The sequence below is a fragment of the Nostocoides sp. HKS02 genome (assembly GCF_009707485.1).
In the GTDB taxonomy this organism is placed as follows: domain Bacteria; phylum Actinomycetota; class Actinomycetes; order Actinomycetales; family Dermatophilaceae; genus Pedococcus.
This window is the reverse complement of record NZ_CP046121.1, coordinates 1,055,180-1,070,336: the sequence shown is the minus strand read 5'-3', so window position 1 is coordinate 1,070,336 and position 15,157 is coordinate 1,055,180. Positions and strand designations below refer to the sequence as shown.

Below are 15,157 nucleotides of genomic sequence, written 5' to 3'. Positions count from 1 at the left end.
GCCACCCCCAGCGCTCCTCGGCGAACGCCCCCAGCGCCTCGGCATAGTCCGCGGCAAAGGGATACCCGGTGTCCCCGCGCTCCATCGCGTCGTGCACCGCGCGACGGATCGGCTCGGCGGGAACGACGTCCATCTCCGCCACCCACAACGGCAGCACGTCGGGGTCGTAGAGCCGCCACTTGATGCTGCGCCGCTCACGCAGGCTCTCGAGTCCGGGCCCGAGCAGAGGGTTCTCCATGCCTGTGAACTCTACGAGCACCTGCCCGTTAGGCTGCCCGCGTGGCGGCACACGGCGATCGACGACTGGCGGCGGAGCGGCCCAGCGCCTCCGACCGGGTCCTCACCCTGCCGAACCTGTTGTCCTCGCTGCGCTTCGTCGGGGTGCCGGTCTTCCTCTGGGCGATCCTCACTGGCCACGACGCGATCGCGCTCGTGACGTTGATGCTGTCGGGCATCAGCGACTACCTCGACGGCAAGATCGCTCGACGGTTCGGCCTCGTGTCGCGGATCGGCCAGCTGCTCGACCCGCTCGCCGACCGCCTCTACATCGCGACCACGCTGGTCGGGTTGGCATGGCGCGACATCATCCCGTGGTGGCTGGTGGCGGCCCTGGTCGGGCGCGAGGTGCTCCTGGCCGGCATCCTGCTCTGGATCAAGCGCTACGGCCAGACCGGGCTGCCGGTCCACTTCATCGGCAAGGCCGCCACCTTCAACCTCCTCTACGCGTTCCCGCTGCTGCTCCTGGGGCAGGGCACCGGCACGTTCGCGCACTGGGCGCTGCCCATCGGCTGGGGCTTCGCCTGGTGGGGCACCGTCCTGTACTGGATCGCCGGGGTCATGTACATCGTCCAGGCCCGTCAGGTGGCCCGGGCCCACACCGCGCTCGCGACCTAGGCCATCCGTGAACCCCACCTCGCACCGCGAACCTCCTACCCCCCCAACGTCAGGGCGCCGGGTCGACGAGTCCATGACGCTGCTCACCTCCATGATGGAGCGGCCCCTCGACCCCGGGTATGCCGCGGCCGCCCAGGCGCGCGCCGAGGCCGGACTTCCGGCGAGTACCGGCATCCGGACCCCGGTGGTGCTCGTGGCCGCCCTGGTGACCGGGCTGCTGCTCACGGTCGGTGGACTGGCCCTGCGCACGCCGTCGACCTCGGCCGTCAAGGCCCGGAGCGAGCTCATCGCCCAGATCCAGTCGCGCCGCAAGGCCGCTGACGCACAGGAGACGGCCCTGCGCACCCTCCAGGCCGAGGTGGACAGCCTCCAGAGCCAGGCGTTGGGGCAGGACCGGGGGGCCGTCACCTCGCGCCTCGCGGCGCTCTCGCTCGCGGCCGGCGCCGAGGCGGTCACCGGCCCGGGGATCCGCGTTGTGCTCGACGATGCACCGAGCGCCCACGGCAACAAGCGCCGACGGCAATCCCCGCACCAACGGCCAGCCGAACGACGGCAAGGTGCTGTCCAAGGACCTGCAGATCATCGTCGACGGCCTGTGGCAGGCCGGGGCCGAGGGGATCGCGGTCAACGGGCAGCGACTGACGTCGAAGTCGGCCATCCGGTTCGCGGGTGAGGCGATCCTGGTGAACTACCGCCCGCTGTCCCGCCCCTACACGATCGACGTGCTGGGAAGCTCCAACGACCTCCAGACCGAGTTCGCCGACAACGACGGCGGGTCCTACGCGCGCGCCCTCAAGGACAACTACGGCATCCGTGTTTCCATTGACGGCGTCACCTCGCTGACGCTGCCCGCAGCCACCGCGCTCACCGTCCGTTACGCCACGGTGCCGGTGACCGGGTCGTCGAGGCGCTCGACGTCGAGCGCCTCGACGTCGAGTCCCACCCGGACCACCTCACCAACCACCCCACCGAACCCGACCCCGACCCCTTCGGAGACGACACCGTGATTCCCCTCCTCGGCCTCGTCGGCGGGGTGCTGCTGGGCCTGCTCTGGGGCCCCGACGTGCCCCTCGCCCTGCAGCCGTACCTGCCCATCGCGGTCATCGCCGCTCTCGATGCGGTGTTCGGCGCCGTGCGGGCGGTGCTGGACGGCATCTTCAACGACAAGGTCTTCGTCGTGTCCTTCCTCGCGAACGTCGTGGTCGCGGCGTTCATCGTGTTCCTGGGCGACCAGCTCGGGGTCGGCGCGCAGCTGTCGACCGGCGTGGTGGTGGTGCTCGGGGTCCGGATCTTCTCCAACGTCGCGTCGATTCGCCGACACCTGTTCAAGGCATGACCACACAGCCGTCGCGCTCGTCCTGGGGCACCCTGATCCGGATGGCCCGCCCTCGGGCGACCCGGGCCAACGCGCTCGCCGCGCTGCTCGCGATCGGTCTCGGCTTTGCCATCGCGACCCAGGTGCAGCAGACCAGCCAGAGCGGCCTGGAGCAGCTCCGTGAGGACGAGCTGGTCCGCATCCTCGACGACGTGAGCCAGGAACAGGGTCGGCTGGGCACCGACACCCGGGCCCTCGAGGTGACCCGTGACCGCCTGCTCTCGGGTGCCGACTCGGGGTCCGCGGCGCTGAAGTCGGCACAGGACCGCCTCGACACACTGGGCATCCTAACCGGTACGGTCCCCGCCACCGGGCCGGGCGTGGTCATCACGATCACCGACCCGAGCCACAAGGTCACCTCTGCCCTGCTGCTCGACGCCCTGCAGGAGCTGCGGGACGCCGGTGCGGAGGCAGTCCAGATCGGTGACGTGCGGGTCGTCGCCAACACGTGGTTCGCCGATGTCGACGGCGCCGTGCAGGTCAGTGGGCAGCAGCTGTCCTCGCCCTACGTCATCCGCGCGATCGGTGACAGCGCCACGATGGCTTCGGCGATGGACATCCCCGGAGGCGTGACCGACTCGGTCCGCGGGCAGAATGCGCAGTCCACGGTCGAGCAGGAGAAATCCTTGTCCATCACCGCATTGCACAGCCTTCCCGAGCCTCGTTACGCTCGGCCCGTCCCGGCGCCGTCGAAGTGATGACGTCCGCCCACTCCCCGAGAGGATTCGCATGAGCCAGCTGGACTACCCCCAGGACCTGCGCTACACCGCTGAGCACGAGTGGGTCCGGACCAGCGACGACGGCGTGGTCCGGATCGGGATCACAGCCTTCGCCCAGGATGCGCTGGGCGACGTGGTCTACGTCAGCCTCCCGGCCGTGGGCGACACCGTGGCGCCTGGCGACGCGTGTGGCGAGGTCGAGTCCACCAAGTCGGTCAGCGATCTCTACGCACCGCTCGCCGGCGAGGTGACCGCCGTCAACGAGGCGCTGGACGCCACTCCCGAGCTGGTCAACTCCGATCCCTACGGCGACGGCTGGATGTACGAGCTGCGCCCGGCGGACGCTGCGGCCGTGGAGGCACTGATGGACCCCGCGGCATACCAGGCGCAGCTGGGCTGAGCCGCCACAGTTCCAGCAATCGGCTGCCAACCCCCGTGGCCGTCTCCTAGGTTTGTGCTTTGCTAGAGGGGGAGCCGGAGGCCCGACACACGAGGAGCGCAGAACCCATGAATGGCAGCGAGAAGGACGAGCAGACGTCGCGCCCGCACGAGCCGACGACCATGCGGCTGCCCGGGATCGGCGACCTCGAGCAGATCGACACCAGCGCCGAGACCGACGTCACCCTCAGCAAGGCCGACCAGGCCACCGTCGACGCCCTGCGTCCAGGCACCGCCCTGCTCGTGGTGCTGCGTGGGCCCAACACCGGTGCGCGCTTCCTGCTCGACGACGACGAGGTCAACTCGGGCCGTCACCCGGACAGCGACATCTTCCTCGACGACGTCACGGTGTCGCGCAAGCACGCGAACTTCCGCCGCGAGGGCAACACCTTCGTCGTGCGCGACGTCGGCTCGCTCAACGGCACCTACGTCAACCGTGAGCGGATCGACGAGGCGACCCTGCACACCGGCGACGAGGTGCAGATCGGCAAGTTCCGGCTCGTCTTCTACGCAGGCAAGGCCTGACCAAGGCCCCTGGTGACGCCTCGCAATCCACGTCAGTCGATGACGATCGGGGCGGTGCTGGCTGCGCTGCGCCAGGACTTCCCGGACGTCACCATCTCGAAGATCCGTTTCCTCGAGACGGAGGGGCTGCTGACCCCGTCCCGCACCGGCTCGGGCTACCGCACGTACTCCGAGCAGGACGTCGACCGGCTGCGCTACATCCTCACCGCCCAGCGCGACCACTACTGGCCACTCAAGGTGATCCGTGATGCCCTTGATGCGCTCGACCGGGGGCTGACGCCCGAGCCTGGCTCGGGGGCCAGCCCGAGCAGGCCCCGCGCGCCACGCCTGGGGGTCGATCCCGACCTGCCGACGGCAGCAGCACTGGCCACGACCAGCAGCCTGCGGCTCACTCGAGCCGAGCTGGGTGCCGCCGCCGGGCTCGACGACCCCACCGTGGAAGCCCTGGAGACCTTCGGGCTCCTGCACACCGACGCCACCGGGCACTTCGGTGAGGCGGCGCTCACGGTGGCCCACGCGGCCGCAGCGCTCGCGGCATACGGCATCGAACCACGGCACCTGCGGCCGTTCCGGACGGCCGCCGACCGCGAGATCGGCCTGGTCCAGCAGGTCGTCACCCCGCACCGCGCGGCCTCGGAGAAGGCCGGTGCCAAGGCCGGCTCGACGAGTGGCGCGAAGGACCCGACGGCCGAGGTGCTGCGGCTGTGCATCGCGCTCCACACCGCCCTGGTGAGGGACGGTCTCCACCGCGGCTGAACGGGGTACGGTGGAGCAGTGAAGGCTCTGGATGTCCTCGGTGTGCGCGTCGAGATGCCCACCAACCACCCGATCGTCCTGCTGCGCGAGCGCGGCGGCGACCGCTACCTGCCGATCTGGATCGGTGCCGCCGAGGCGACGGCCATCGCCTATGCCCAGCAGGGCATCGAGCCCCCGCGCCCGCTGACGCACGACCTGCTGAAGAACGTCATCGAGGGGCTGGGCCACCGGCTGACCGAGGTGCGCATCGTCGAGCTGCGCGACGGCGTCTTCCACGCGGCTCTCATCCTCGACGGCACCACCGAGATCTCCTCACGCAGCTCGGACGCCATCGCGCTCGCACTGCGCACCGGCACCGAGATCGTGGCGGGCGAGACCCTGCTCGAGGAGGCGGGCGTGTCGATGTCGGGCGAGGAGGACGCCGAGGACGAGGTGGAGAAGTTCAAGGAGTTCCTCGACCACGTCTCGGCCGAGGATTTCGAGAACGATCCAGGCGAAGCCGAACCACCTGCCTGACCTGCCGAGGACAAAACCCTCACCCTCGACCTTAGATTGACAGTATGCCGTGTCGGCGCGACACGCCGAAGGGGCAAGGTCGAGTGGTTGTTGACCTTTGCTCCACCGCAGCCGTACGGTCACCTCAGACCTGAAATGCGACAGATGTAGTTACACCAGGAGGTGAGCGTCGTGAACACGAGCGGTGAGGCTCAACATGGCTCGACGACCGGCAAGTCCGTGCCCGCAGCGGCACAGGGCCTGCTGTTCACGGACGACCTTCCCGAGCTGAGCGAGGACATCGGCTATCGCGGCCCGACGGCGTGCAAGGCGGCCGGAATCACCTACCGCCAGCTCGACTACTGGGCCCGCACCGGTCTGGTCGAGCCGTCCGTGCGGGGAGCCACCGGCTCCGGCACGCAGCGGCTCTACGGCTTCCGCGACATCCTCGTGCTCAAGGTGGTCAAGCGACTCCTCGACACCGGGGTGTCCCTGCAGCAGATCCGCGTCGCCATCCAGCACCTGCGCGAGCGTGGCGTCGAGGACCTGGCCCAGATCACCCTCATGAGTGACGGCGCCTCGGTCTACGAGTGCACCTCGGCCGACGAGGTCATCGACCTCGTCCAGGGCGGCCAGGGCGTCTTCGGCATCGCCGTCGGCCGCGTCTGGCGCGAGGTCGAGGGCGAGCTCGCCCAGCTGCCCAGCGAGCGCGCCGAGGACGAGACGCCCGTCGCCCACCCCGGCGACGAGCTGCACCACCGTCGTCAGGCCCGACTCGCCTGAACCCGTCGACACCGCGACCCAGGCCCGCCAGTCCCTCAGGACCGGCGGGCCTCGTCGTGTAGATTGGGCAGTGCTGACCACCCCGCGTGGGAGAGTCCCCAGGCACTGCCCCGGGGCGCCGAAGGGGCAAACTCCCCGGAACCTCTCAGGCGCCAGGACCACGCGGGACAGGCACCTCTGAAGCGGCTTCACCGCCGTGACAGAAGGGGAGGCAAACCGAGCACCGCCCACGTTCAGGAGCCTCATGTCTGCCTTCTCGTCCGCCGACCTGTCCGAGTTCACCGGTCGCCACATCGGTCCGTCGGAGTCCGACGTGGCCGCCATGCTCCAGGTCGTGGGGCATGACTCGCTCGACGCCCTGAGCGACCACGCCCTCCCGAGCGCGATCCGCACGGAGGTCGCGCTGCGCATCGATGCCGCGGCCTCCGAGGGTGCCGTCGTCGAGGAGCTGCGCGCCCTCGCCCGGCGCAACCAGGTGATGACCTCGATGATCGGGCTCGGCTACTACGGCACGATCACGCCCGCCGTCGTGCAGCGCAACGTCCTGGAGAACCCCGCCTGGTACACCGCCTACACGCCCTACCAGCCCGAGATCTCGCAGGGCCGGCTCGAGGCACTGCTCAACTTCCAGACAGTCGTCAGTGACCTGACCGGTCTCGACACGGCCGGTGCCTCGCTGCTCGACGAAGCCACTGCTGCCGCCGAGGCGATGACGCTCATGCGGCGGTCGAGCAAGGTCGCCGCCGACGCCGTCCTCCTCGTCGACCGGCACGCCTTCCCCCAGACCATCGCGGTGATGCAGACGCGTGCCCTGCCGCTGGGCCTGGACCTCGTCGTGGCAGACCTCGACTCCGTCGACTCGATCGAGACCCTGAAGGCCGCCGCGGGCGACCGGCCGGTCTTTGGCGTGCTGGTGCAGTACCCGGGGCGGGACGGCGAGCTGCGTGACTGGCGGTCGCTCACCGCGGCTGCCCACGAGGCCGGCACCCTCGTGACCGCCGCCGCCGACCTGCTGGCGCTCACCCTGGCCACCGCGCCGGGGGAGTGGGGGGCCGATGTCGCGGTCGGCACCACGCAGCGGTTCGGCGTGCCGATGGGCTTCGGGGGCCCCCACGCGGGGTACATGAGCGTGCGCGCCGGGCTCGAGCGGTCGCTGCCCGGTCGCCTCGTCGGGGTGAGCGTCGACGCCGAGGGTGCCCCGGCATACCGGCTGGCGCTGCAGACCCGCGAGCAGCACATCCGCCGCGAGAAGGCTACGTCCAACATCTGCACCGCCCAGGTGCTCCTCGCCGTGATGGCCTCGATGTATGCCGTGTACCACGGCCCCGCGGGCCTCGCGGCGATCGCGCGCCGCACCCACGCCCACGCCCAGACCCTCGTCGACGGCCTGGTCGATGCCGGAGTCGAGGTCACGTCCAGGCAGTACTTCGACACGGTGACCGTCGCCGTGCCGGGGCGGGCCGACGAGGTCGTGGCCGCCGCGGCGCAGCGTGGGGTGAACCTCTGGCGGGTGGATGCCGACACGGTGTCCATCAGCGTGGACGAGACGACGGACCTGCGCGACCTCGACGCGGTCTGGGCGGCCTTCGGCGTGCCCGGTCGCACCGAGGTCGCCCTGGCCGACCTGGCCGAGCTGACATGGCCCACCGAGCTCATCCGGACGAGCGAGTACCTCACGCACCCGGTGTTCCACAGCCACCACTCCGAGACCTCGATGCTGCGCTACCTGCGCCGGCTGGCCGACCGCGACTTCGCCCTCGACCGCGGCATGATCCCGCTCGGCTCCTGCACGATGAAGCTCAACGCGACCACCGAGATGGTCTCGGTGACCTGGCCCGAGTTCGCCGACCTGCACCCGTTTGCGCCGGCACACCAGACCGAAGGGATCCGTGAGCTCATCGCAGACCTGTCGGCGTGGCTGTGTGAGATCACCGGCTACGACGCGGTGTCGCTGCAGCCGAACGCCGGGTCGCAGGGCGAGTTCGCCGGGCTGCTGGCCATCCACGCCTACCACGAGGCCAATGGCCAGTCGCAGCGCCGCATCTGCCTGATCCCCGCGAGCGCGCACGGCACGAATGCCGCGAGCGCCGTGATGGCCGGCATGAAGGTGGTCGTGGTCAAGACGGCCGTCGGCGGCGACGTCGACATGGACGACCTTCGGGCCAAGATCGACCAGTACCGTGACGAGCTCGCGGCGATCATGGTGACGTACCCCTCGACGCACGGGGTGTTCGAGGACACCATCACCGAGCTGTGCGCCCTGGTCCACGACGCGGGTGGCCAGGTGTACGTCGACGGCGCCAACCTCAACGCCCTCGTCGGGCTGGCCCAGCCGGGCAAGTTCGGTGCCGACGTGTCGCACCTCAACCTGCACAAGACCTTCTGCATCCCGCACGGCGGGGGCGGTCCCGGTGTCGGACCGGTGGCGGTGCGGGCCCACCTCGCTCCGCACCTGCCCAACCACCCGCTGGCGGCCGAGGCCGGCCCGGCGAGCGGGGTCGGGCCCATCTCGGCGGCGCCCTACGGCTCGGCCAGTATCCTGCCGATCTCCTGGGCCTACGTGCGGCTCATGGGCGGAGCGGGACTGACCCGCGCCACCCAGGTTGCCGTGCTCAACGCCAACTACGTGGCGACCCGGCTGCGGGAGCACTACCCGGTGCTGTACTCGGGCCACGACGGCGTCGTCGCGCACGAGTGCATCCTCGACCTGCGTGAGCTGACCAAGCGCAGCGGCATCACGGTCGACGACGTCGCCAAGCGACTCATCGACTACGGGTTCCACGCACCGACGATGTCATTCCCGGTGGCGGGCACCCTGATGGTCGAGCCGACCGAGAGCGAGGACCGCTACGAGATCGACCGGTTCTGCGACGCCATGATCGCGATCCGCCACGAGATCGCCGAGGTCGAGGCGGGTGAGGTCAGCGTGGCCGACAGCATGCTGCGCAACGCGCCGCATACCGCGAAGGCGTTGGCGGGCAAGTGGGAGTACCCCTACGAGCGCTCGGACGCGGCCTTCCCGGTGGGCGTCGCCGCGGCGGACAAGTACTGGCCGCCGGTCGCCCGGATCGACGGGGCCTACGGGGACCGCAACCTCGTCTGCAGCTGCCCACCACCCGAGGCGTTCGAGGGCTGACCACGCCGAGTCGCGGTCAGGCTGCCGGTGACGCCTCGTCGGCGACCCGCAGCCTGACCGTGGACCCGCGTTCGGTCTTGTCGACCACCACCTGCGCGGCGATGCGCGTGCGCAGCTCGGCGACGTGGCTCACCACGCCGACGGCCCGACCGCCTTCGCGCAGCCCGTCGAGGACGTCGATGACCTGCTCGAGGCTGTCGTCGTCCAGCGTGCCGAAACCCTCGTCGACGAAGAGGGTCTGCAGGTCGAACCCACCGGCCTCCTCACGCACGGCGTCGGCCAGCCCGAGCGCCAGCGCGAGGGAGGCCATGAAGGACTCGCCGCCCGACAGCGAGCTCGTCTCGCGGGCCTGGCCGGTCCACAGGTCGAGGACCTCCAGGCCAAGTCCGCTGCGGGCGCCGCGAGCGGCCAGGCCATCGGTGTGGCGCAGCTGGTAGCGACCCTCGCCCATCGTCGTCAGGCGCTCGTTGGCCAGGGCCACCACCGTCTCGAGGCGCGCGGCCAGCACGAAGGCCGACAGCCGCATGCGCAGGGTGTTGGCGGCGCCGGTGCCCGCGACGACGTCCGCGAGCTCCCGGAGGCTCTCGTGCTCGGCCTGCGCGCGACCGACGGCAGCACAGCGCGGCACCAGGCTCGTCGCCACGCGGTGCAGGCTGTCGAGGGTGCGGCGCGTGAGCGTCTCAGCAGACGCGGCCTCGAGGAGCGCGGCGCGGGCGTCAGTGCGGGCCGTGGCCAGGGCAGGCAGGTCAGGTTCCGGCGCGTCGCGAGCCGTCTGGAGCGAGGGGTCGTCCACCACCGCTCGCGCGGCCGCCCACGCCTGCTCGTAGGCGTCGCAGCGGGCACGCAGCTGGCTGCGCTGGTCGCTCGACATCAGGGCGGAGCGAACCTCGGCAATGGCGTCGAACCCGTGCTCGGCCAGGGCCGCGGTCAGCAGAGCCTGCACCTGGTCAAGCTCGGCGTGGGCTGCGGTCACCCGCTGTTGGGCCTCGAGCTGCTCCCGGATGGCGACGCTCACGGCCTCGTGCCGGGCCATGGCGGCATCCACGGTGGTGGTGGTGGTGGTGGTGGTGGTGGTGGTCTCGCCGCCGGCGCAGGGGCACTGGAGCCGGTGGTTCTCGAGGCACTCGGCGACCCCCGCAGCCTCGGCGGCATGGTCACGCGCCGCCGCCGCCAGGGCTGTGGTCACCGCGGTCAGCTCGTCGTGGAGTGCGGATGCCCGTGCGGTCTGGGTGCGGGCGACCGCCGTGGCGTGCTCCACCGCTGCCTCGAGGGCGGGGATCGTCGCCGCACGGGCCAGCAGGTCGGCATGGTGGGCTCGCGCGCGCTCGAGTGCGGAGGCGAGCTCGTCGAGCGGGCGAGCCTCCTGGGCGAGCTGGTGCTCGCGCTGGGTCATGGCCGCGGTCAGGCCGGCGACCGACTCGGCCACCGATGACGCGTGTCGCGCCGCGGCCTGCCACTGCGCGTCTGCGTGGCTCACGTCGTCGGCCGTGACGGGCGCCGACGTAGTGGCTGGAGCTGGGTGCTCGAGGGACCCGCAGACCGGGCAGGCATCTCCGTCGTGCAGGCGCTCGGCGAGCTCGGCCGCGAGCCCGTCGAGCCGCGCCTGGAACAAGCCGTTGGTAGGTGTCGCGAAGGTCTTGGGAGCTCTCGCGCGCCGCCGCCAACGCCTCGGTCAGGGTGGCCAGCTCCGCTGCGGCGGCCAGCTGGTCGGCCCGCAGGTCGTGAGCCTGGGTGAGGTCGGCGACGGCCCGGGCGCTGGCCTCGCCGGAGCGGTGCGCGTCGCGAGCCCCCACCAAGGCCGCGTCAGCCTCGCGCTGGCTCGACTCTGCCACGGCCAGGGACTGCTGCACCAAGGCCTGGTCGGCGCGCAGGCCCCGGGAGACCTCGTCAAGCTCGACGTGGCGTCGGTGGTGCTCCAGCGCGCTTGCCTCCCGGTGGCGGGCCTCGGCGAGCGTGCGGGCCCCGGACTCGAGCAGGGGGAGCATCGCCTCGAGCTCCGGCTCCGGTCGATCGGCCAGTGCCAGCGAGGCGGTGCCGCTCTCGGCGGCCGCCAGCTGTGCCGTGGCGAGGTCCGCTGCCGCGCTCGCACGCTCGAACGCCTTGAGGTCGCCGCTCAACGCGAAGGCGCGACCCGCGGCGTCGAGCCTCGACACGGCTGCGACCTGGTCGGCTCGGCCACTCTCGAGGGCCGTGACCCTGGCCTGGGCCTCGGCCAGTCGGCGACGGGCGCCGGCCAGCTCTTCGCCGGTCGTGTGGGCCGTCGTGGCGGCGGCGTCGGCAAGTCGTGCCGCGTCAAGCTGCGCCAGTGCCTCGGCCGCGGCGCCCTCGAGGCGGGCCCGGGCATCGTCGAGCCGCGCGGGAAGCTCGTCGAGGGGGACCTCGGACCAGTCGGAGTCGGCGGCCAACTGGGCCGCAGGCGAGGCAGCGAGCACCTCGCCGAGCAGCGCCAGCTCAGCGGCGAGGGCGGCGCGCTGCCGATCGACATCGAGCGCGGACTCCTTGCGCCGCAACGCCAACCACTCCTCGACCCCCGTGAACGGCGCGACGTCGAACAAGCGCTCAAGCAGCGTTCGGCGCTGCTCGGGGCTCGCGCTGAGGAAGGCGGCGAAGTCGCCCTGGGGGAGCAGCACAACCTTGCTGAACTGCTCCAGCCCCAGGCCCAGGACGTCCTGGATGATCTCGGCGATCTCGTCGTGGCGGGTGCTGAGGGCCTGCCAGTGGCCACCTCGGTGCTCCGACAGGACAGCCCTGGCTGGGACCTTCGTCTCGCCGGTGCCACGCGACTTCGGCCGCAGGAACTCTGGTGAGCGCTCGACCCGCAGCCGGCGCGTCCCCACGGTGAACTCCAGCGACACCTCCGGCACCGTCGCCCGGTCGGCATGGTCGCTGTGCAACCCCTTCTTGGAGCGAGCGCCGGGGACGTCGGCGAACAACGCGAACGCCACGGCGTCGAGCAGGCTCGTCTTGCCCGCGCCGGTGGCACCACGGATGAGGAACAAGCCCGGTGTCGGCCACGCGGTCGAAGTCGACCTCAACGGTGCCGGCGAACGGGCCGAACGCCGTGATGCGCAGCCCGTGCAGCCTCATGCGGCGCCCGCCTCGGCGTCGTCGCCCAGTCCCTCGCCCAGTCCCTCGCCCAGTCCCTCGCCCAGTCCCTCGCCCAGTCCCTCGTCGTCGGACCGGGCCCGGCCGGTGCGCACGGCCTCGAGGGCCTCGGCGAACCGGGCTCGTTCACCCTCGTCCGCGAGGTGGCCCGCGCGCACGTGACCCAGGAAGTCGCAGCACACGTCGAGCTCGCTGGGAGCGCTCACGCGGTCGGCGTAGCTGCGGACCGGGATCGGAGCACCTTGGGGATCGAACTGGAGCACGAGCGCGTGGGGGAAGCGCCTGCGGATGCGCTCCATGGCGCCGAGGGGGCGCACCGGGTCGGTCAGGGTCACCTGGCACCAGGACTGCTCGTGCCGGCCGTATGCCGGGTCGGCGAGCAGGTCGTCGAGGTCACCGCGCAGGACGGCGAGGGGCCGGGGGACCGGCGCGTCGACCGGCTCGGCACGGACACCGCGGTCACCGACGTCGACGAGCCACGAGCCCTTGGTGTGGTTGACCTCGCTGAAGGACAGCGCGAGGGGGGACCCGCTGTACCGAACCGTGTCGCCCACCCGTTGGCGGCCGTGGAGGTGGCCGAGGGCAACGTAGTCCGCGCCGGCGAACACCCGGGGGTGCACGGCGGAGACGCCACCCACCGAGATGTCGCGCTCGGACTCGCTCGTGGCGCCGCCGGTGACGAACGCGTGCGCCATGACCACCGAGCGTCCGCCCCGGTGCACCCGGTCGGCGGCGACGCGATCCATCGCGGCCTTGAGGACACCCGCGTGGGTCCGCTCCTGTGCCAGCAGCGGCCCGGCGGCGACCGAGGGCTCGAGGTAGGGCAGGGCGTAGACCGCCACGTCACCCACCAGGACCGGGCTGCCGATGGAGGCGATCGAGGACCGGATGTGCAGGCCGGTGCGGGCGAGGAGCTCACTGGCGAACCCCAACCTGATGGCCGAGTCGTGGTTGCCGCTCGAGAGCACGACCGTGGCACCGGCGTCGCGCAGGCGCGTCACGGCCTCGGAGAGCAGGCGGACGGTGTCGGGGGCGGGCATCGCCCGGTCGTAGACGTCGCCAGAGACCAGCACGGCGTCGACCGACTCGGCGCGGACGGTCTCGACCAGGTGGTCCACGAACTGCGCCTGGGCGTCGAGCAGCCCGACCTGGTGGAAGGACCGCCCCAGGTGCCAGTCGGAGGTGTGGAGGAACCGCACCCCTGCAGGCTAGGAGAGCGCACCGACAGGACCGCTGATTTCCCCGGCGCGCCCCGGGCCGAACGCGCGTCGTGTGGACAGTCGCGCAGACAGTGGCAGGCAGGGCCCCGCGTGTGGTTGGGTCGGACCACGGACCCACCAACCACGGGGGCGCCGGCATACCGATGCAGCTGCAGAGGAGGGGTCTTCGTGGGGGAAGAGGTCACCGCACAGAGCTATACGCGGGAGCAACGCCAGCGTTACCGCGAGAAGGTGCGGCAGAACCTCGACGTGTTCGAGCGGATGCTCTCCCAGAGCAGGTTCGAGTTCGACCGGCCGATGACCGGCATGGAGATCGAGCTCAACCTCGTGGACGAGACCTACCGCCCCAAGTTCGCCAACGCCGAGGTCCTCGAGGAGATCGCCGACCCGGGCTACCAGACCGAGCTCGCGCGGTACAACATCGAGCTCAACGTGCCCCCACGACCGTTGCCGGGCGATGCGGCGATCGATCTCGAGGAGGAGATGCGCGGATCGCTCAACGCGGCGTCGGCGGCCGCCGAGAAGCGCGGTGCCCACATCGTGGCGGTCGGCATCCTCCCCACGATCATGCCCGAGCACTTCCAAGGCGACTGGATCAGTGCGAACAACCGCTACACCGCCCTCAACGACTCGATCTTCTACGCCCGCGGCGAGGACATCTACCTCGACATCGAGGGTCCGACGGGGGAGCGGGTGGCGACCTACTGCGACTCGATCGCACCCGAGTCGGCCTGCACGAGCGTCCAGCTCCACCTCCAGGTCGCTCCCACCGACTTCGCCGCGCACTGGAACGCCGCGCAGGCCCTGGTTGCCCCGCAGATCGCCCTGGCGGCCAACTCGCCGTTCTTCTTCGGCCAGCGGCTGCACGCCGAGACGCGGATCGAGCTCTTCAGCCAGGCGACGGACACCCGCAGCATCGAGCTGAAGAACCAGGGCGTGCGCCCTCGCGTGTTCTTCGGCGAGCGCTGGATCACCTCGATCTTCGACCTGTTCGAGGAGAACGTGCGGTACTTCCCGGCGCTGCTCGCCGACGTGACCGACGAGGACCCGGTCGCCAAGCTCGAGAGCGGCGAGGCGCCCAACCTGGCCGAGCTGCGACTGCACAACGGCACCGTCTACCGCTGGAACCGGCCGATCTACGACATCGTCGACGGGACGCCCCACCTGCGCGTCGAGAACCGTGTGCTGCCCGCTGGTCCGACCCTCATCGACGTCATGGCCAATGCTGCGTTCTACTACGGGGTCATCCGCAAGCTCGCGGCCGACGACCGGCCGGTGTGGACCAAGATGAGCTTCGCCGTGGCCGAGCAGAACTTCCGCAGCGCGGCGCGTGACGGCATCGAGTCGCGGCTGTACTGGCCGGGCTTCGGCGAGGTGGGCGCCGACGAGCTCGTCCTGCGCCACCTGCTGCCCCTGGCGCACCAAGGGCTCGAGGACTGGGGGGTCTCGCCGTCTGTGCGTGACCGCTACCTCTCGGTGATCGAGGGCCGGTGCAAGACGGGCCGCAACGGTGCGACGTGGCAGACCGATGCGGTCCGCACGCTGCAGGCGCGCGGCCTCGACCGGCAGAGCGCCCTCGCGGCGATGCTCGAGGTGTATGCCGGTCACATGCACAGCAACGAGCCGGTCCACACCTGGCCGTTGCCCTAGTCGAGACAGCACCGGGGCACGGTCGGCTGTCGGACCGGTGTCGTAGCATGACCGCCTGACC

15 protein-coding genes and 1 riboswitch are annotated in these 15,157 nt (G+C 71.1%); of the genes, 12 read left to right on the top strand and 3 right to left on the bottom strand.

Annotated features, from left to right (window positions below; genetic code table 11):
- Positions 1-279: 279 nt before the first annotated feature.
- The 11 genes from GKE56_RS05030 to gcvP all read left to right on the top strand — a co-directional run bounded on the left by GKE56_RS05030 (position 280) and on the right by gcvP (position 9,121).
- On the top strand, positions 280-894 hold the full coding sequence (locus GKE56_RS05030) for a CDP-alcohol phosphatidyltransferase family protein (RefSeq protein ID WP_230209193.1): 615 nt from the start codon (positions 280-282) through the stop codon (positions 892-894).
- A 73-nt stretch (positions 895-967) separates the two neighbouring features.
- Entirely contained in the window at positions 968-1,567 is a 600-nt protein-coding gene (locus tag GKE56_RS16860; RefSeq protein WP_195908246.1) for a hypothetical protein, read from the top strand.
- The gene (locus GKE56_RS05025; protein WP_195908245.1) at positions 1,452-1,901 is read left to right on the top strand and encodes a DUF881 domain-containing protein; all 450 of its coding nucleotides are present in this window, start codon (positions 1,452-1,454) and stop codon (positions 1,899-1,901) included. Before GKE56_RS16860 ends, GKE56_RS05025 begins: the two co-directional genes overlap by 116 nt.
- Positions 1,898-2,230 (top strand): small basic family protein, encoded by a 333-nt coding sequence (locus tag GKE56_RS05020; RefSeq protein WP_154683605.1) that lies wholly within the window; start codon positions 1,898-1,900, stop codon positions 2,228-2,230. Before GKE56_RS05025 ends, GKE56_RS05020 begins: the two co-directional genes overlap by 4 nt.
- Complete coding sequence (locus tag GKE56_RS05015) at positions 2,227-2,967, top strand: DUF881 domain-containing protein (protein ID WP_154683604.1); 741 nt, start codon at positions 2,227-2,229, stop codon at positions 2,965-2,967. The genes GKE56_RS05020 and GKE56_RS05015 overlap by 4 nt, the downstream gene beginning before the upstream one ends.
- Before the next feature lie 31 nt (positions 2,968-2,998).
- Positions 2,999-3,388 carry a glycine cleavage system protein GcvH gene (gene gcvH / locus GKE56_RS05010; protein WP_154683603.1) on the top strand — a complete coding sequence of 130 codons (390 nt, stop codon included), beginning with the start codon at positions 2,999-3,001 and terminating at the stop codon, positions 3,386-3,388.
- Between the two features lie 107 nt (positions 3,389-3,495).
- A complete protein-coding gene (locus tag GKE56_RS05005) occupies positions 3,496-3,951 on the top strand; it encodes an FHA domain-containing protein (protein WP_154683602.1) in 456 nt (151 codons plus the stop codon).
- 39 nt (positions 3,952-3,990) lie between these two features.
- Positions 3,991-4,707 (top strand): MerR family transcriptional regulator, encoded by a 717-nt coding sequence (locus GKE56_RS05000; RefSeq protein WP_154683601.1) that lies wholly within the window; start codon positions 3,991-3,993, stop codon positions 4,705-4,707.
- Between the two features lie 18 nt (positions 4,708-4,725).
- Positions 4,726-5,223, top strand: coding sequence for a bifunctional nuclease family protein (locus tag GKE56_RS04995; protein ID WP_154683600.1), 498 nt, complete (start codon positions 4,726-4,728; stop codon positions 5,221-5,223).
- Between the two features lie 171 nt (positions 5,224-5,394).
- Positions 5,395-5,985: a MerR family transcriptional regulator gene (locus GKE56_RS04990; RefSeq protein WP_195908244.1), complete on the top strand. Its 591-nt coding sequence runs from the start codon at positions 5,395-5,397 to the stop codon at positions 5,983-5,985.
- Positions 5,986-6,062: 77 nt separating this feature from the next.
- A riboswitch (glycine riboswitch) is annotated at positions 6,063-6,156 on the top strand.
- A gap of 73 nt (positions 6,157-6,229) precedes the next feature.
- Positions 6,230-9,121, top strand: coding sequence for an aminomethyl-transferring glycine dehydrogenase (gene gcvP / locus GKE56_RS04985; RefSeq protein ID WP_154683598.1), 2,892 nt, complete (start codon positions 6,230-6,232; stop codon positions 9,119-9,121).
- Positions 9,122-9,137: 16 nt separating this feature from the next.
- On the opposite strand, the gene GKE56_RS04980 is transcribed toward gcvP, so the two are convergent.
- The 3 genes from GKE56_RS04980 to GKE56_RS04970 form a co-directional block, all read right to left on the bottom strand.
- Positions 9,138-10,307 carry an SbcC/MukB-like Walker B domain-containing protein gene (locus tag GKE56_RS04980; RefSeq protein WP_154683597.1) on the bottom strand — a complete coding sequence of 390 codons (1,170 nt, stop codon included), beginning with the start codon at positions 10,305-10,307 and terminating at the stop codon, positions 9,138-9,140.
- Positions 10,276-12,120, bottom strand: a complete 1,845-nt coding sequence (locus GKE56_RS04975; RefSeq protein WP_195908243.1) for an AAA family ATPase — start codon at positions 12,118-12,120, stop codon at positions 10,276-10,278. The genes GKE56_RS04980 and GKE56_RS04975 overlap by 32 nt, the downstream gene beginning before the upstream one ends.
- A gap of 84 nt (positions 12,121-12,204) precedes the next feature.
- Complete coding sequence (locus GKE56_RS04970; RefSeq protein ID WP_154683595.1) at positions 12,205-13,425, bottom strand: exonuclease SbcCD subunit D; 1,221 nt, start codon at positions 13,423-13,425, stop codon at positions 12,205-12,207.
- 189 nt (positions 13,426-13,614) lie between these two features.
- Here GKE56_RS04970 and GKE56_RS04965 point away from each other — a divergent pair, with 189 nt between their 5' ends.
- Positions 13,615-15,096: a glutamate--cysteine ligase gene (locus GKE56_RS04965; protein WP_154683594.1), complete on the top strand. Its 1,482-nt coding sequence runs from the start codon at positions 13,615-13,617 to the stop codon at positions 15,094-15,096.
- Positions 15,097-15,157 lie beyond the last annotated feature (61 nt).

Coding starts and splice junctions, on each gene's coding strand:
- GKE56_RS16860 (WP_195908246.1), top strand. CDS start 968: ATGACGCTGCTCACCTCCATGATGGAGCGGCCCCTCGACCCCGGGTAT.
- GKE56_RS05015 (WP_154683604.1), top strand. CDS start 2,227: ATGACCACACAGCCGTCGCGCTCGTCCTGGGGCACCCTGATCCGGATG.
- gcvH (WP_154683603.1), top strand. CDS start 2,999: ATGAGCCAGCTGGACTACCCCCAGGACCTGCGCTACACCGCTGAGCAC.
- GKE56_RS05005 (WP_154683602.1), top strand. CDS start 3,496: ATGAATGGCAGCGAGAAGGACGAGCAGACGTCGCGCCCGCACGAGCCG.
- GKE56_RS05000 (WP_154683601.1), top strand. CDS start 3,991: ATGACGATCGGGGCGGTGCTGGCTGCGCTGCGCCAGGACTTCCCGGAC.
- gcvP (WP_154683598.1), top strand. CDS start 6,230: ATGTCTGCCTTCTCGTCCGCCGACCTGTCCGAGTTCACCGGTCGCCAC.